Consider the following 13162-nt stretch of genomic DNA (forward strand, 5'->3'; position numbering starts at 1 on the left):
CGGGCCGTACGAACTCCGTGATCTCGGCGTCGGCGAGCAGCCTGCCCCGGCCGACGACGATCAGGTGGTCGGCCGTGACCGCCATCTCGCTCATCAGATGGCTGGACACGAGGATGGTCCGGCCCTCGGCGGCGAGCGACTTGAGCAGCTCGCGCATCCAGCGGATGCCTTCGGGATCGAGCCCGTTGATCGGCTCGTCGAGCAGGAGCACCTCCGGATCGCCGAGCAGCGCCGCGGCCAGCCCGAGCCGCTGCTTCATGCCCAGCGAGAAGCCGCCGACGCGCTTGTGCCCGGCGTCGCCGAGCCCGACGAGTTCGAGCAGCCCGCCGATGCGTTGCCGGGAGATCCCGTTGGAGCGCGCCAGCCACCACAGGTGCTGCTCCGCGCGGCGTCCGCCCTGCACCGCGGTCGCGTCCAGCAGCGCGCCGACCTGGGTGAGCGGCCTTTCGAGGTGCTGATAGGACATGCCGTTCACCGTGGCGCGTCCGGCGGTGGGCCGGTCGAGTCCGAGGATCAACCGCATGGTCGTGGTCTTGCCGGCGCCGTTCGGGCCGAGAAAGCCGGTGATCCGGCCGGGCGACACCGTGAAGGTGAGGTCGTCCACGGCCGGTGTCTGTCTGAAACGTTTGGTGAGTCCGCTGACTTCGATCATGTCCTCAACGATCCGCCGGAGCCGTCCGGCGGCGCATCGGTCTTGAGACCGATGCGCGCGGCCGGGCGGCGCGGTTAGGTTCGTGCCGTGCGCCAACAGATCCGTCTTCCCCTGCTGAGCCGGGTACCGGCCTGGACCTGGGTGACGATCGACGCCGGAGTCGCCCTCTTCTTCGCGGCCGCCTTCATCGGACTCGCCTCATCGAGGAACACGTCGGCGCCCGACCTGATCGACTATGCGGCGGCCCTCGCCACCAGCCTGCCCATAGCGGTCAGGCGGTTGTGGCCGCGCACGGTTTTCGTGGTCGTCCTGCTCGGCGGGCTCGGCATGCGCGAGTTCCTCATCCCGCACGCCGACCCGCTCTGCCTGCCCCTGGCGCTGTACACGCTGGCGACGCGCGGCAGAGCCGTCGGCCCGCTGCTCGTGGCGGCCGCCGCCGCCGTGCAGGGCGTGGTGGCGCTGCCGTTGACGGGCAACGTACGCGATCAGCTCGGGCTGGTGCTGGCGATCCTGGTCGCCTCCTGGGCCGCCGGCACGGCCGTACGCCAGCGCAGACGCTACACCGAACAGCTCGCGGCGCAGGCGGAAGAGCGGGCACGGGCGGAGGCCGTGGCGGAGCGGTTGCGGATCGCGAGGGAGTTGCACGACGTCATCGGGCACAGTCTCAGCACGATCGCCGTGCAGGCCGGGGTGGCGGGCCACGTCGGCGGGGCGGAGGAGATGAGCCGCACGCTGACCTCGATCGAGGAGACCAGCAGGTCGGCACTGCGCGAGACCAGGAGGCTGCTCGGCGTGCTGCGCGAGGACGGCGAGGCGGAGCTCGCCCCCGCCCCCGGACTGGCCGATCTCGGTGAGCTCGTCGAACGGACCAGGACGGCGGGCCTGGAGGTGGAGCTGAGGATCGACGGCGAAGTGGAGGGGGAGATGGAGCTGACCGTCTACCGGATCGTGCAGGAGGCGCTGACCAACGTGCTCAAACACGCCGGAGCCCGCCACGTCCTGGTCCGGATCGAACGGCAGGAGGACGCCCTGGTCGTCGAGGTCACCGATGACGGCACGCGTGGCCGGGCGCGACCGTACGGACACGGTCTGACGGGGCTGCGCGAGCGCGTGCACATCTTCGGCGGCGAGTTCCAGGCAGGCGCGCGCCCCCTGCGCGGCTTTCGCGTCATGGCGAGGCTGCCGCTGTGATCAAGGTGCTGGTGGCCGACGACCAGGCGCTCATCAGGGCCAGCTTCCGCCGGTTGATCGACAGCGCGCCGGGGTTCCACGCGATCGGCGAGGCCGCGACGGGCGCGCAGGCGGTGACGGCCGCGGCTCGCGACCGTCCCGACCTGGTGCTCATGGACGTACGCATGCCTGAGATGGATGGCATCGAGGCCACGCGCCGGATCTGCGCCGAGCGGCCGCAGACGCGCGTGCTCATCGTGACCACGTTCGACCTGGACGAGTACGTCTACGGAGCGCTCCAGGCGGGTGCCGCCGGCTTCCTGCTCAAGGACACTCCGCCCGCCGACCTGATCAGAAGCGTCGAAGTCATCGCGTCAGGCGAGTCCCTGCTGGCGCCGACTGTCACCCGGCGGCTGATCCAGCGGTTCGTGAGCCCGGCGCCACCGCCGCGCGGCCTGGACATCACCGAACGGGAGCGCGAGGTCCTCGTCCTGGTGGCCCAGGGCCTGCCCAACGCGGAGATCGCCCGGAGACTGTACGTCAGTCTCAGCACGGTGAAGACACATGTCAGCAGCCTGCTGACCAAGCTGGGCGCCCGTACCCGCGTCCATCTGGTCATCGCCGCTTACGAGGCTCACCTCGTCTGACCGCCTGTCCAAGCGACATGTCCGGATCTGGCCGGACGCGCGAGGGCGCCGCAGAAGATCCTTGGAGCTCATCGCCGGACGCTTCTCCGAGCTGATCGTGGAGATCGACCACGAACTCCTGGTCAGCCTCCAGCAACCCGTGCACCGTGCCTCGAAAGGAGATCTCGGCATGACGCCAACCACGATCACGCAAGCGGCCCGCTTCAGGGCCCTGCACCGGGGCACGGTGCTCGTGCTCCCCAACGCCTGGGACGCCGCCTCCGCCGCCTTGATCGAAGCCGCGGGCGCGCAGGCGATCGCGACGACGAGCGCCGGCGTCTCCTGGGCGAACGGAGCACCCGACGCCCACGGGCTCAGCAGGCAGCAGATGGTCGCGGCCGTCGCCCGCATCGTGTCGGCCGTGACCGTGCCGGTCACCGCCGACATCGAGGGCGGGTACGGCCCCGGCCCCGACGACGTCGCGGCCACCGTTCGCGCGGTGATCGAGGCCGGCGCGGTGGGCGTCAACCTCGAGGACTCCCCCGGCCCCGACGGCGCGCCCTTGCTGTCGCCCGAGGATCAGGCCCGGCGCATCGCGGCGGCGCGGGCGGCGGCGGAGGCCGCCGGGGTGGACCTGTTCGTCAACGCCCGTACCGACGTCTACCTGTTCGGGGTCGGCGCGCCCGGGGACCGGCTCGCCGACGTCGAGGCGCGGGCGCGGGTCTACGCCGACGCCGGCGCCGACGGGCTGTTCGTGCCGGGCCTGCTGGACCTGGACGCCATCACCCGCCTGGCCGGCGGGCCGCTGCCGTTGAACGTGATGGCCGGGCCCGGCGCGCCGCAGGTGGGCGAGCTGGCGGCGGCGGGCGTCGCCCGAGTCAGCGTCGGCTCCGCGATCGCCCAGTCCGCCTACGGGTACGCCGCGCGAGCGGCCTCCGAGCTGCTCGGCGGCGGCACGTACACGGCCCTCGCGAACGGCCTCGACTACGGCGCACTCAACGCCGTCTTCCCGTAGCCCTCCGTCCGAGGACTGCGCGGGCACCGGCGCTCCCGTAGACCTCCGTCGGAGGACGGCGTGGGCGCCGGCGTGTGCCGGCGCTCGGCAATCTAGGGCGGCGGGCTTTCCGCCTGCGGCTCACCGGGCAGTTGTGCCCTGCCGACGTGCGGGACGTGCAGGTCGAAGGCCGGGCGTTCGGAGCGGATGCGGGGCAACGAGGTGAAGTTGTGCCGCGGCGGCGGACACGAGGTGGCCCACTCCAGAGAGTTTCCGAAGCCCCATGGGTCGTCCACGGTCACCTTGGGCGCACGGCGGTACGTCCGCCAGACGTTGTAGAGGAACACCAGTGTCGAGCCACCGAGCAGGAACCCGCCGACCGAGGAGATCTCGTTGAGCGTCGTGAACCCGTCGTTCACGCCGTAGTCGGCGTACCGGCGCGGGAAGCCCAGCACGCCGAGCCAGTGCTGGATGAGGAACGTCGTGTGGAACCCGACGAACAGCAGCCAGAAGTGCAGCTTGCCCAGCCTGTCGTCGAGCATCTTGCCGGTGAACTTGGGCCACCAGAAGTAGAAGCCGGCGAACATCGCGAAGACCACGGTGCCGAAGACCACGTAGTGGAAGTGGGCCACCACGAAATAGGTGTCGCTGATGTGGAAGTCCAGGGGCGGTGAGGCGAGGATGACGCCGGTGAGCCCGCCGATCAGGAACGTCACGAGGAAGCCGACCGAGAAGAGCATCGGCGACTCGAAGGACAGATGGCCGCGCCACATGGTGCCCGTCCAGTTGAAGAACTTCACCCCGGTCGGGACGGCGATGAGGAATGTCATGAACGAGAAGAACGGCAGCAGCACCTGTCCGGTGACGAACATGTGGTGGGCCCACACGGTCATCGACAGCCCGGCGATGGCGATGGTGGCGCCGACCATGCCGATGTAGCCGAAGAGTGGCTTGCGGCTGAACACCGGGATCACCTCGGTGACGATGCCGAAGAACGGCAGCGCGATGATGTACACCTCGGGGTGGCCGAAGAACCAGAACAGGTGCTGCCACAACATCGCGCCGCCGCTGGCCGCGTCGAAGACGTGGGTGCCGAGCTTGCGGTCCGACTCCAGCACGAGCAGCGCCGCTGCCAGCACCGGGAACGCCATCAGCACCATCATGCTGGTCAGCAGGGTGTTCCAGGTGAAGATCGGCATACGGAACATGGTCATGCCGGGCGCCCGCATGCAGATGATGGTGGTGACGAAGTTGACCGAGGTGAGAATGGTGCCAAGACCGCTGAGCGCCAGCCCCATCAACCACAGGTCGCCGCCGACGCTGGGGCTGAAGTCCATGGTGGACAGCGGGGTGTAGGCGAACCAGCCGAAGGACGCCGCTCCGCCAGGGGTGCAGAAGCCGGCCACCACCATGAGCCCGCCGAACAGGAACAACCAGTAGCCCACCATGTTGAGCCGGGGGAAGGCGACGTCGGGGGCGCCGATCTGCAGGGGCATGATGAAGTTGGCGAACCCGGCGAAGAGCGGGGTCGCGAACAAGAGCAGCATGACCGTGCCGTGGATGGTGAAGAGCTGGTTGAACTGCTCTGCCGTGACGAACTGCAGCCCCGGCGCGACCAGCTCGGCGCGGATCACCATCGCCATGACCCCGGCCAGGAGGAAGAACGTGAAGCTGGTCGAGAGATAGAGGTACCCGATCACCTTGTGGTCGGTGGTGGACAGCCACGAAGCGATCAACCGGCCGGTCCTGGCCCGGCGGCTGACCCGGACGGAGGTCATGGGCTCCGGCTGCGGCTCCTCGATCCTGGTCACGACGCGTTCCTCCCGACGACTGCCGGGGGGAGCACAAAATCGGACTTCCCGCTACACCGTATGGCTAACCGATCCGAAGCCCAAGAAGTCGGTCACGGGAGTCTCCTGACCCTAGAACTCCGGAGATTCCAGCTAGCTGCAATGTGCGGGAGGCCCCCTGCTGAGATCCTGAGCGTGTGGGTCTGTGTTGTCTGATCGTCGATGACAACGATCACTTCCTCCAGGCGGCGAGCCAGCTGCTGGAGCGGGAGGGGATCGACGTCGTCGGCGTGGCGTCGACGGGCGCCGATGCGCTGGCGCGGTACGAAGAGCTGCGCCCGGACATCGCGCTGGTCGACATCGACCTCGGCGGCGAGAGTGGCTTCGACGTGGCGCAGCGCCTGCTGGAGCGGCGGGACGGCAGCCGGGCGAGCGTCATCCTCATCTCGGCGTACGACGAGAGCGATTTCGCCGATTTGATCGACGAGAGCCCCGCGACCGCGTTCCTGCCGAAGTCTGAGCTCTCCGCGCGCACCATCCACCAGGCCCTCGGCGTCGCCTAGCGGGACTCGAGAAAGGTGAGCACGGCGAGCACGCGCCTGTGATCGTCTTCGGTCTCCGGCAGCCGCATCCTGGCCATGATGCTGCGCACATGCTTCTCGACGGTGCCCTCGGTGATCCACAGCCGATGGGCGATCCCGGCGTTCGAGCGGCCCTCCGCCATCAAGGACAGGACCTCCCGCTCCCGTTCGGTGAGGGTCTGCAACGGGTCGTCCCTGCGGCGTGCCGCGATGAGCTCCTGGACAAGGCACGGATCGACGACCGAGCCGCCCTGCGTGATGCGCCGTAGCGTCTCGACGAAGTCGCCCACGTCGATCACCCGGCTCTTGAGCAGGTAGCCCACCCGGTGCCCGGCGGCGAGCAGCTCCATCGCCTGCTCGACCTCGACATGCGCCGACAGCAGCAGGATGCCCGTCCCGGGCGACTCCTCCTGAATGACCCGGGCCGCCTCGAGGCCCTCCGTCTCGTGTCCGGGAGGCATGCGGATGTCCACGACGACGAGGTCCGGCTTTCACTCGCGGACCAGAGCGAGGAGCCCCGGCGCGTCCCCCGCCTGGCCGACGACCTCGAACCCCGAGCTCGTGAGCAGGCTCGCGAGCCCCTCACGCAGCAGGACGTCGTCGTCGGCCAGCGCCACCCGCGTCGCGCTTGCGTTCACGAACCTCCCCTGCCCGCCTGAGCTGCGAGGATTCCACGACGCCCTATTGACCGCCGACTGGAAGATCGACGACGAGGGTCGTGCCCTGGGCGGGCGGGCTGGTGATGGTCATGCTCCCGCCGAGCGCCTCGACCCGATCGTTGACTCCGACCAGCCCCGACCCTTCGCCGGCGGTCGCGCCGCCCGCGCCGTCGTCGCGTATCTCGAGGTGCAGGACCCCGTCCCGGGCCGCTGCCTGCACCGTCGCGAGCGTCGCGCGGGCGTGCTTGGCGGTGTTCGCCAGCGCCTCGCAAACCACGTAGTACGCGGCCACTTCGACCGGTTCCGGCAGCCGGGTGGGCACGTTCAGGTCCAGCTCGACCGGGACCGGGCTGCGACGGGCGAGCGCCTTCAGCGCCGGGGCCAGCCCGGCTCGGCTCAGGATCGCCGGGTGGATGCCGCGGGAGATCTCGCGCAGCTCGTCCACGGCCTCCCTCAGCCCGTCGGCCAGCCGGTTCAGCTGCTCGCCGAGCTCTGTCCGCTCCTGCGGCAGCGCGGTCTGGGCGGTGCGGACCTCGAGGGCGAGCGAGACCAGCCGCTGCTGGATGCCGTCGTGCAGATCGCGTTCGATGCGCCGGCGGGCCTGGTCGGCGGCTGTCACGATACGCGACCGCGAGGCGGCCAGTTCCTCCCGGTTACGGGCGAGGGTGGCCGCCATCGTGTTGAAGCTGCGCTGCAGCAGGCCGATCTCCCGTAGTCGTCGATGTACGAGGTGCCCGCGGTCACGATCCGCTGCGTGCGAGCCCGCTGCGCGGGATCGTCGGCGACCAGCCTCTCCAGCCTGCCGACCTCCCCGGGGTATGCCGCGAGGGCCTCCCGCCACGGCTGCAGGAAGCGCTCCTGACCCGTGAAGGCGAATCCGCGCAGGCCCGTCTCCATGTCCATGATCCGGCGTTCGAGCCGGTTGGCGACCACCAGGACCTGGGTGGAGTGCCCGGCCCGGAGCTGCGAACGGCGCATGTCGGCCATCGAGTAGAGCAGCATCACGAAAGTGGCCCCGACGACCAGCGCGAGCACGATCCCCGCGGCCACCGCGCGCTGGGTCAGGCCGCTACCCACGCCAGCTCCCGGTCCGCGTAGCCGGCCTGGGCCTACTCCCCCTGCCCGGCCCAAGCCTCTGCTGAAAGTCTATCGCCCACCCATAAGGCCGGTCACTGAGTGTCATGTCTCCTCATGAGGCGGGTGCCATGGGACCCAGCCGGCGGCCGTCATCCCGAGCCGGCAGGCGCGGTGCGGTGGCCGGGTCTCAGCGGACCGGCCGTTATGAGCGGGTCGCGAGCATGCATTTTTGGAGCGCATGTTCTGTTATTATGGCGACCATGGCTCGCCCTCGAATCCATGATCTCGATCGGTTGCTGGACGTCGCCGAGCAGCTGGTGGCCGACGGCGGTCCTGAGCGGTTCACGGTGCGAGGGCTGGCGGCGGCCTCCGGGGTGTCTAACGGCGCGATCTACCACGCGTTCGGATCGCTGCCGGTGCTGCTCGGGCGGCTGTGGCTCAGGGCGGCGGCAGACTTCCTGGATCTGCAGGTCGAGCTCATCGACGCGGTGCATGGGGGCGACCGCGAGTCGGCGGTCGAGGCAGTGGTGGCGGCGGCAAGCGCACCCGCGGTGTTCGCCGACCGCCGCCCCGCCGCGGCCCGGATGCTCGTGACGGTGCGCCGGGACCAGCTGCTCGGCCCCCAGGTGCCGCAGGAGCTGGCCGAGCAGATGTTCGCCCTGGACAAGCGGTTGGTGGCGCTGCTGACCCGCCTGTCGCGGGCGCTGTGGGGCCGAGCCGACGGGGCGAGCGTCGAGGTGGTGACGATGTGCGTGGTCGACCTGCCGACCGCCGTGTTCCGCCGGGCATTGAGCGAGCCCACCACAGACGGCCGGCCCGTGATCGGAGCCGACAGCCGTGAACGCCTCAAGGCCGCCGTCCGCGCGGTCCTCACCCTCCCGCCGCCTGAAGCGCCCACCCATGGGAGACGTGAAACCTGACAGTGGCTGATGACCTGCCGGCCGGCGACCCGTTCAGCGGCACCGGCCCCGATCGCTGGCGGAGGGTCAGCGAGAGGCCGCCGCGACGGCGACGGCCCAGGCGATGTAGCCGAGGTTGACCAGGATCCGGGCGATCGCACCCGCGGGGCGCCGCAGCGGGCTGGGATCGTCCCGCCTGGCGTGAACGAGCGCGTCCACGTGCGAGATCAGGTATCCGCTGATCAGTACGGCGGCCCCGGCGGCACCGATCGTCCGCGTGGCCGGCACCGCCGTGAGCAGCCCGGCGAGCACGTCGAACCCTCCCGTGACCGCCACCACCGGCCCCGGCAAGGGCACCCATCCCGGCACCAGCGTGCGGTAGTAGGCCGGGAACACCCAGTGCGTCACCCCCGAAACGAGCAGCAGACCGGCGAGAGCGAGCGTTGCGATAACGTCCATGAAGTGATGGTCGGATCGGACAGTGCCCACGGTCTTGAACGTTTCGGGCGAGGGCTCGTCCTCACCCCGGGCCTGACCGTGTTCGCCGAGGACCGGGCCGCGGCCGTCACCCATCACGCGCATCCCGCGTGGAAGGTGGTGCTGTCCCAGCACGGCCACGCCGAAGTCCGCCGCAAAGGGCACGCGCCGCTGCGAGCCGCTGGACTGATCGTCCCGCCGCAGCTGGCCCACGTCTGTCTCACCTCAGGGCCGTACGTGGCGGTTTTCCTCGACGCTTGGCGCGGCGATCCTTGGCACGGCGCCGCCGGTCCGCTGTCGCTGGAGCAGGCGACCGTACGGCGCCTGCTGGACGCGGCCCGCCTGCACCATGACGCCGACCTGCCGAGCCTGCGCGCCGAGCTGACGCCTCTCCTCGGCGGCCCACCCGTCCTGGACCAGCGGATGGAGCACGCGCTCAACCACCTCGCCGAGCCCGTACGCCTGGCGGACCTGGCCGCCGAGGTGGGCCTTTCGACGTCCCGCCTACGCGCCCTGGCCAGGTCGGCGGTGGGTGTTCCCCTGGCCCGGCTCAGGCAGTGGGCCAGGCTCAGGACCGCCGTCGCCCACCTGGCCGAGCATCCGCCCGCGACGGCGGCCCACGTCGCGGGCTTCGCCGATCAGCCCCACCTGACCCGCCTGGCCCGCCGGATGGTCGGCCGCACTCCCCGATCGCTCAAAGCGGCCATCGACGCGCCCGGTCACGCCGGCGCAGCGGTCAGAGCGAGACGCCGACCAGCTTGGTGAGGAACCGGTCCACCTGCTCCTCCAGCGGCGGCAGCACCAGGTCCGGCTGGTTGAGGCGCATCGAGACGGCGCCGTGGACGGCCGCCCTCAGGTCCAGCGCGACCGTGGCGACGTCGCCCGCCGGGGCGAGCCCGGCGTCCATGCAGCGCTGGATCGCCGCCGCGGTGCGCTCGCCGAGCACCTTCTTGAACGGCATCTCCATCCGCTGGTTGAGCGTGCTCTCGTGGAGGACCTTGTACAGCCCCGCGTGCTGGTAGGCCCACTGCCCCTGGAGGAGCACCCGGGCGCGCAGCTTGGCCACCGGGCCGTCGGACGCGCCTTCCGCCTGGTCGATGGCGTTGATGAGATCGCTGTGACAGCGTTCCATGGCCGCGAACACGAGGGCGTCCCGGTCGGCGAAGTGGATGTAGACGGACGTCGCCGCGATGCCGATCTCGCGTGCCACGGCGCGCAGTGACAGCGCCTGGTCGTCGGCGAGTTCGTCGAGCAGGCGGAGCGCGGCGGCGACGATCTCCTCGCGCAGCAGTTCGCCCTGGCCCCGCCGGTTGCGGCTGCGGGCGCCACCTTGGGCCGGGGTGGTCGTGTCCATGCCCGCCATTGTATGAGGGACAGACGTTGCACTACGGTCGTAGCGCAACGTCTGTTAACCGTCGTGCCCGCCCGCTGGTTTCCGTTCAACGGCCTCCCGGGTCGCGGACGGCAGCGGGGGCAGCAGCCGGTCGCGGCCGGAACGCGGGCAATGCGCGAGGAGCCCGGCGATCGTGGCGGGCGGAAGGCGGCTCAGCGCCTGACCGGCGGGACCCTCCGGCATCGCGGCGACCGCGAGACCGGCCTGCCGGAGATCGATGGCGGCCATCGCCTCGATGGCCGCCGCGGAGTGCCGGTCGTGCATATGGCCGAGCACGCGTCCGCGGTGGTGGGTGTCCATCGCGAGTACGACCCCGGCCACGAGGTCCGGGTCACGCACCTGGTCCAGCAGCCTGCCCACGCGGCTGGGGAGCAGCATTCCCAGGATCTTCGCGCTCTTCGCCGGCTGGCGGCACATCTCCTCCACTGCGGCGGTCGTGAACAACTGCCACTGCTGGGAGAGGAGCACCGCCGCCTCGCCGGCGGGCAGCGCGAGGACCATCGAGCCTCTTTCCGCGGCGGCGGCGCCGGCGAGCGCCCGGCGCACTCGTTGCGCCGCCACGCCCCCATCCGTGCCCGCGCCGTTCCCGACTCGGCCACGGCTCCGGCTCCCTCCGGAGACGCCGCCGCTCATCCCCCCGGCCCCATACGCCCCATTCACTCGCGGAGGCGGAGGCGGGGGCGGAGGCGGGGGCGGGGGCGGGGGCGGTCCCGTGGTGGAGTGGCCCTGCGATGTCCCTCGGGGCCCCGACCCGGGATTGGCCCTGGCGACCTGTTCCAGTTCCCGCGCCAGTTCACCGGCCTTCATCCGGTTGTCCGGGCTCCTGACCAGCAGCCGGTTGATCGTCGATTTGAGGCTGCTCGTGCGGATCATGGGGTGCGGCGGGAGAGCGAGGATGGCGAGCCTGGTGGCCTGGTCGGAGCTCCCGTGGAAGGGGGGACGTCCCTCCAGGGCCGTGTAGAGGGTGGCGCCGAGCGACCAGAGATCGGACGCCTCACTTGCCGGCTCGCCTCGTAACCGCTCAGGGGCGGTGAAGTCCGGGGTGCCGACCACCTGACCGAGCATGGTGATGCGCTCGTGGCCCTCGATGGCGGCGATCCCGAAGTCCACCAGGACGACCTGCTTGGCAGCGGTGATCAGGATGTTGTCCGGTTTCACATCGCGGTGGAACACCCCCACCGCATGAGCGGCGGCGAGCGCGTCGAGCGCCTGGGCGCCGATCCGCGCCACGGCGGGCTCGGACAGGATTTCCCTCTTGATGAGCGCGCTGAGCGCGTCGCCCCGCACGTAGTCCATCACGATCCACGGGCCGTCCGGGACGTCGAGCACGTCGAGGACCCGGACGATGCCCGGGTGGTCGATCCGGGCCAGCGCCTGCGCCTCCACTTTGGCCCGTTTCTTCAGCTCTGGCAGTCGCCCGACGTCCGCGCGTACCTGCTTGAGGGCCACCACGCGGTCGAGCTTGCAGTCCCGGCCGCGCCAGACCCGTCCCATGCCGCCGGCGCCCAGTTGCGCCTCAATGACGAACCGGCCGGCGATGCGGTCACCAATCATCGTTCAGTCCGGCGTGCTCAGTGCGCCGGCCGTGACCGGTGCCCGCCGGCCGCGAAGCGCGGTTGTCGCGGAGATTGCGAAGTGCGTCGTCCTCGAAACTCCTGGGCTCGTTGTGCTCCGCCCGCGGGGGCGAGGACGGCGTGCCGGATTGGTGGAAAACTTCAGTACGGGGTTCGTCCGCGATGTACGGCCGGGTCGTGCCCTCTCCCCAGGCGGCCCGCCGCGGCTGCCTGTCCGCCTTGTAGATCTTGTCGATGGCCGTCTCGATCTCCTGCTTCTCCAGCGCGGCCACGATCGTGTCGTAACTACCAGGCCGCTGCATCAGCTTGACGAGGACCGGCAGACACTCGATGAGCAGGATGAACAGGAACAGCAAGAGCCTGGCCATGTTGAGGGTCGCGTTGTCCTGCGACACCCTGCCGAGCGCCTCCAGCCGCAGCATCAGGCCGTCGGACCCCGTGATCTCGGCGGCGAAGCCGTCCCGGAGCCCCGCCTGCTGCTTGGTCAGCTTGTCCAGCTCCGCCTGCACACCGCGCAGGTCCTGCTCCGCCTGGGCCAGCCTGCTCGCCTTTCCGGCCTCTTGAGTGCTGCTGAGTTGCTTCTTGCGCTGCTCGATCTGCTGGTTGATCTCATTCACCCGGTCGCGGGCGGCTCTGTACGCCTCCTCCGCCGCCTTCGCAAGAGGCCCGGACCCCTTCTTCGCGCATTTGGGCGGCCCGACGTACAGCTGGCACTGCCATTCCTGGTAGAACTTGTCCCGCTGCTTCACCGCCTGATCGCGCGACTTGTTCAGCTCCTGGATCCGGGGATCGGCCGCCGGATCGAGAGCCGTCTCCCCGCGGGAGGCGATCACAGCTTGCAGCGCCACCGCGGACTTCTGCAGCGCCGCTATGCGCCGACCGGTCTCGCCACCCTGCTGCGTGCGGGTGAACGCGTCGGCCTTCTCCTGCTGGATGTCGACGATCTCGGCATCGATCTCGGGCTTGAAGATCTGCAGGACCAGCGGCGTGGAGATGACGGCGCCCAGCAGCAGCGCGAGGAGCACCCGGGGCAGGGCGAGCCAGAAGCGCCGCCCGCCCTGGACCGGCAGGGACGTGACGAGCCACCGGTCCAGGCTCAGGATCGCCACACCCCAGACGAGACCGATCAGGACGGCGACCGGCAGGAACACCTTGAGCGCAGAGGCGAGCGCGAATGTCATGGAGATGGCGGCGATGCAGGCCGTGGTCAGGATGGCGCCACCCAGGCCGTGAAACCTGGCGCGCTCCCCCCTGCACTGCTCGAGCACAT

General features: G+C 70.4%; 15 protein-coding genes and 2 pseudogenes. 6 read left to right on the plus strand and 11 right to left on the minus strand.

All coding sequences use genetic code 11. From position 1 onward, the window contains the following. Positions 1-13 precede the first annotated feature (13 nt). A pseudogene (locus tag ACIBVN_RS14350) lies at positions 14-652 on the minus strand (ATP-binding cassette domain-containing protein); the annotation flags it as partial. Between the two features lie 87 nt (positions 653-739). Here ACIBVN_RS14350 and ACIBVN_RS14355 point away from each other — a divergent pair. From ACIBVN_RS14355 to ACIBVN_RS14365, 3 genes are all read left to right on the plus strand, one after another. After that, positions 740-1843: a sensor histidine kinase gene (locus ACIBVN_RS14355; protein WP_397136252.1), complete on the plus strand. Its 1104-nt coding sequence runs from the start codon at positions 740-742 to the stop codon at positions 1841-1843. Next, on the plus strand, positions 1840-2469 hold the full coding sequence (locus ACIBVN_RS14360) for a response regulator (protein WP_397136254.1): 630 nt from the start codon (positions 1840-1842) through the stop codon (positions 2467-2469). Before ACIBVN_RS14355 ends, ACIBVN_RS14360 begins: the two co-directional genes overlap by 4 nt. Positions 2470-2530: 61 nt before the next feature. Then, positions 2531-3463 carry an isocitrate lyase/phosphoenolpyruvate mutase family protein gene (locus tag ACIBVN_RS14365; RefSeq protein WP_397136256.1) on the plus strand — a complete coding sequence of 311 codons (933 nt, stop codon included), beginning with the start codon at positions 2531-2533 and terminating at the stop codon, positions 3461-3463. 92 nt (positions 3464-3555) lie between these two features. Here the strand turns inward: ACIBVN_RS14365 and ctaD are convergent, their stop codons facing one another. Next, entirely contained in the window at positions 3556-5220 is a 1665-nt protein-coding gene (ctaD, locus tag ACIBVN_RS14370; protein WP_397136619.1) for a cytochrome c oxidase subunit I, read from the minus strand. Positions 5221-5429: 209 nt separating this feature from the next. On the opposite strand from ctaD, the gene ACIBVN_RS14375 reads away from it, so the two are divergent. After that, positions 5430-5795, plus strand: coding sequence for a response regulator transcription factor (locus ACIBVN_RS14375; RefSeq protein ID WP_397136258.1), 366 nt, complete (start codon positions 5430-5432; stop codon positions 5793-5795). Here ACIBVN_RS14375 and ACIBVN_RS14380 read toward each other — a convergent pair. The 5 genes and pseudogenes from ACIBVN_RS14380 to ACIBVN_RS14400 form a co-directional block, all read right to left on the minus strand. Continuing rightward, on the minus strand, positions 5792-6136 hold the full coding sequence (locus ACIBVN_RS14380; RefSeq protein WP_397136621.1) for a LuxR C-terminal-related transcriptional regulator: 345 nt from the start codon (positions 6134-6136) through the stop codon (positions 5792-5794). The two genes, ACIBVN_RS14375 and ACIBVN_RS14380, sit on opposite strands and share 4 nt — an antisense overlap. Further along, positions 6128-6292: pseudogene (locus ACIBVN_RS14385) on the minus strand (DNA-binding response regulator); the annotation flags it as partial. The gene ACIBVN_RS14380 and the pseudogene ACIBVN_RS14385, both read right to left, overlap by 9 nt. 12 nt (positions 6293-6304) lie before the next feature. Then, entirely contained in the window at positions 6305-6451 is a 147-nt protein-coding gene (locus tag ACIBVN_RS14390) for a hypothetical protein (protein ID WP_397136260.1), read from the minus strand. 43 nt (positions 6452-6494) lie between these two features. Continuing rightward, positions 6495-7148: a sensor histidine kinase gene (locus ACIBVN_RS14395; protein ID WP_397136262.1), complete on the minus strand. Its 654-nt coding sequence runs from the start codon at positions 7146-7148 to the stop codon at positions 6495-6497. Beyond that, positions 7088-7549, minus strand: coding sequence for a CHASE3 domain-containing protein (locus tag ACIBVN_RS14400; protein WP_397136264.1), 462 nt, complete (start codon positions 7547-7549; stop codon positions 7088-7090). The genes ACIBVN_RS14395 and ACIBVN_RS14400 overlap by 61 nt, the downstream gene beginning before the upstream one ends. A gap of 260 nt (positions 7550-7809) precedes the next feature. Here ACIBVN_RS14400 and ACIBVN_RS14405 point away from each other — a divergent pair, with 260 nt between their 5' ends. Further along, entirely contained in the window at positions 7810-8469 is a 660-nt protein-coding gene (locus ACIBVN_RS14405; protein WP_397136266.1) for a helix-turn-helix domain-containing protein, read from the plus strand. A 66-nt stretch (positions 8470-8535) separates the two neighbouring features. Here ACIBVN_RS14405 and ACIBVN_RS14410 read toward each other — a convergent pair whose 3' ends face one another. Beyond that, positions 8536-8907: a hypothetical protein gene (locus ACIBVN_RS14410; protein ID WP_397136268.1), complete on the minus strand. Its 372-nt coding sequence runs from the start codon at positions 8905-8907 to the stop codon at positions 8536-8538. Between the two features lie 6 nt (positions 8908-8913). Here ACIBVN_RS14410 and ACIBVN_RS14415 point away from each other — a divergent pair, with 6 nt between their 5' ends. Further along, complete coding sequence (locus ACIBVN_RS14415; RefSeq protein WP_397136623.1) at positions 8914-9690, plus strand: helix-turn-helix domain-containing protein; 777 nt, start codon at positions 8914-8916, stop codon at positions 9688-9690. Here ACIBVN_RS14415 and ACIBVN_RS14420 read toward each other — a convergent pair. The 3 genes from ACIBVN_RS14420 to ACIBVN_RS14430 are packed head-to-tail and all read right to left on the minus strand — an operon-like array spanning position 9662 to position 13160. Further along, positions 9662-10279 carry a TetR/AcrR family transcriptional regulator gene (locus ACIBVN_RS14420; RefSeq protein WP_397136270.1) on the minus strand — a complete coding sequence of 206 codons (618 nt, stop codon included), beginning with the start codon at positions 10277-10279 and terminating at the stop codon, positions 9662-9664. The two genes, ACIBVN_RS14415 and ACIBVN_RS14420, sit on opposite strands and share 29 nt — an antisense overlap. Positions 10280-10333: 54 nt before the next feature. Beyond that, complete coding sequence (locus tag ACIBVN_RS14425; protein WP_397136272.1) at positions 10334-11872, minus strand: serine/threonine-protein kinase; 1539 nt, start codon at positions 11870-11872, stop codon at positions 10334-10336. Then, the gene (locus ACIBVN_RS14430; protein ID WP_397136274.1) at positions 11862-13160 is read right to left on the minus strand and encodes a DUF4407 domain-containing protein; all 1299 of its coding nucleotides are present in this window, start codon (positions 13158-13160) and stop codon (positions 11862-11864) included. The genes ACIBVN_RS14425 and ACIBVN_RS14430 overlap by 11 nt, the downstream gene beginning before the upstream one ends. Positions 13161-13162 lie beyond the last annotated feature (2 nt).

Source organism: Nonomuraea sp. NPDC049400 (assembly GCF_044466425.1).
GTDB lineage: Bacteria > Actinomycetota > Actinomycetes > Streptosporangiales > Streptosporangiaceae > Nonomuraea.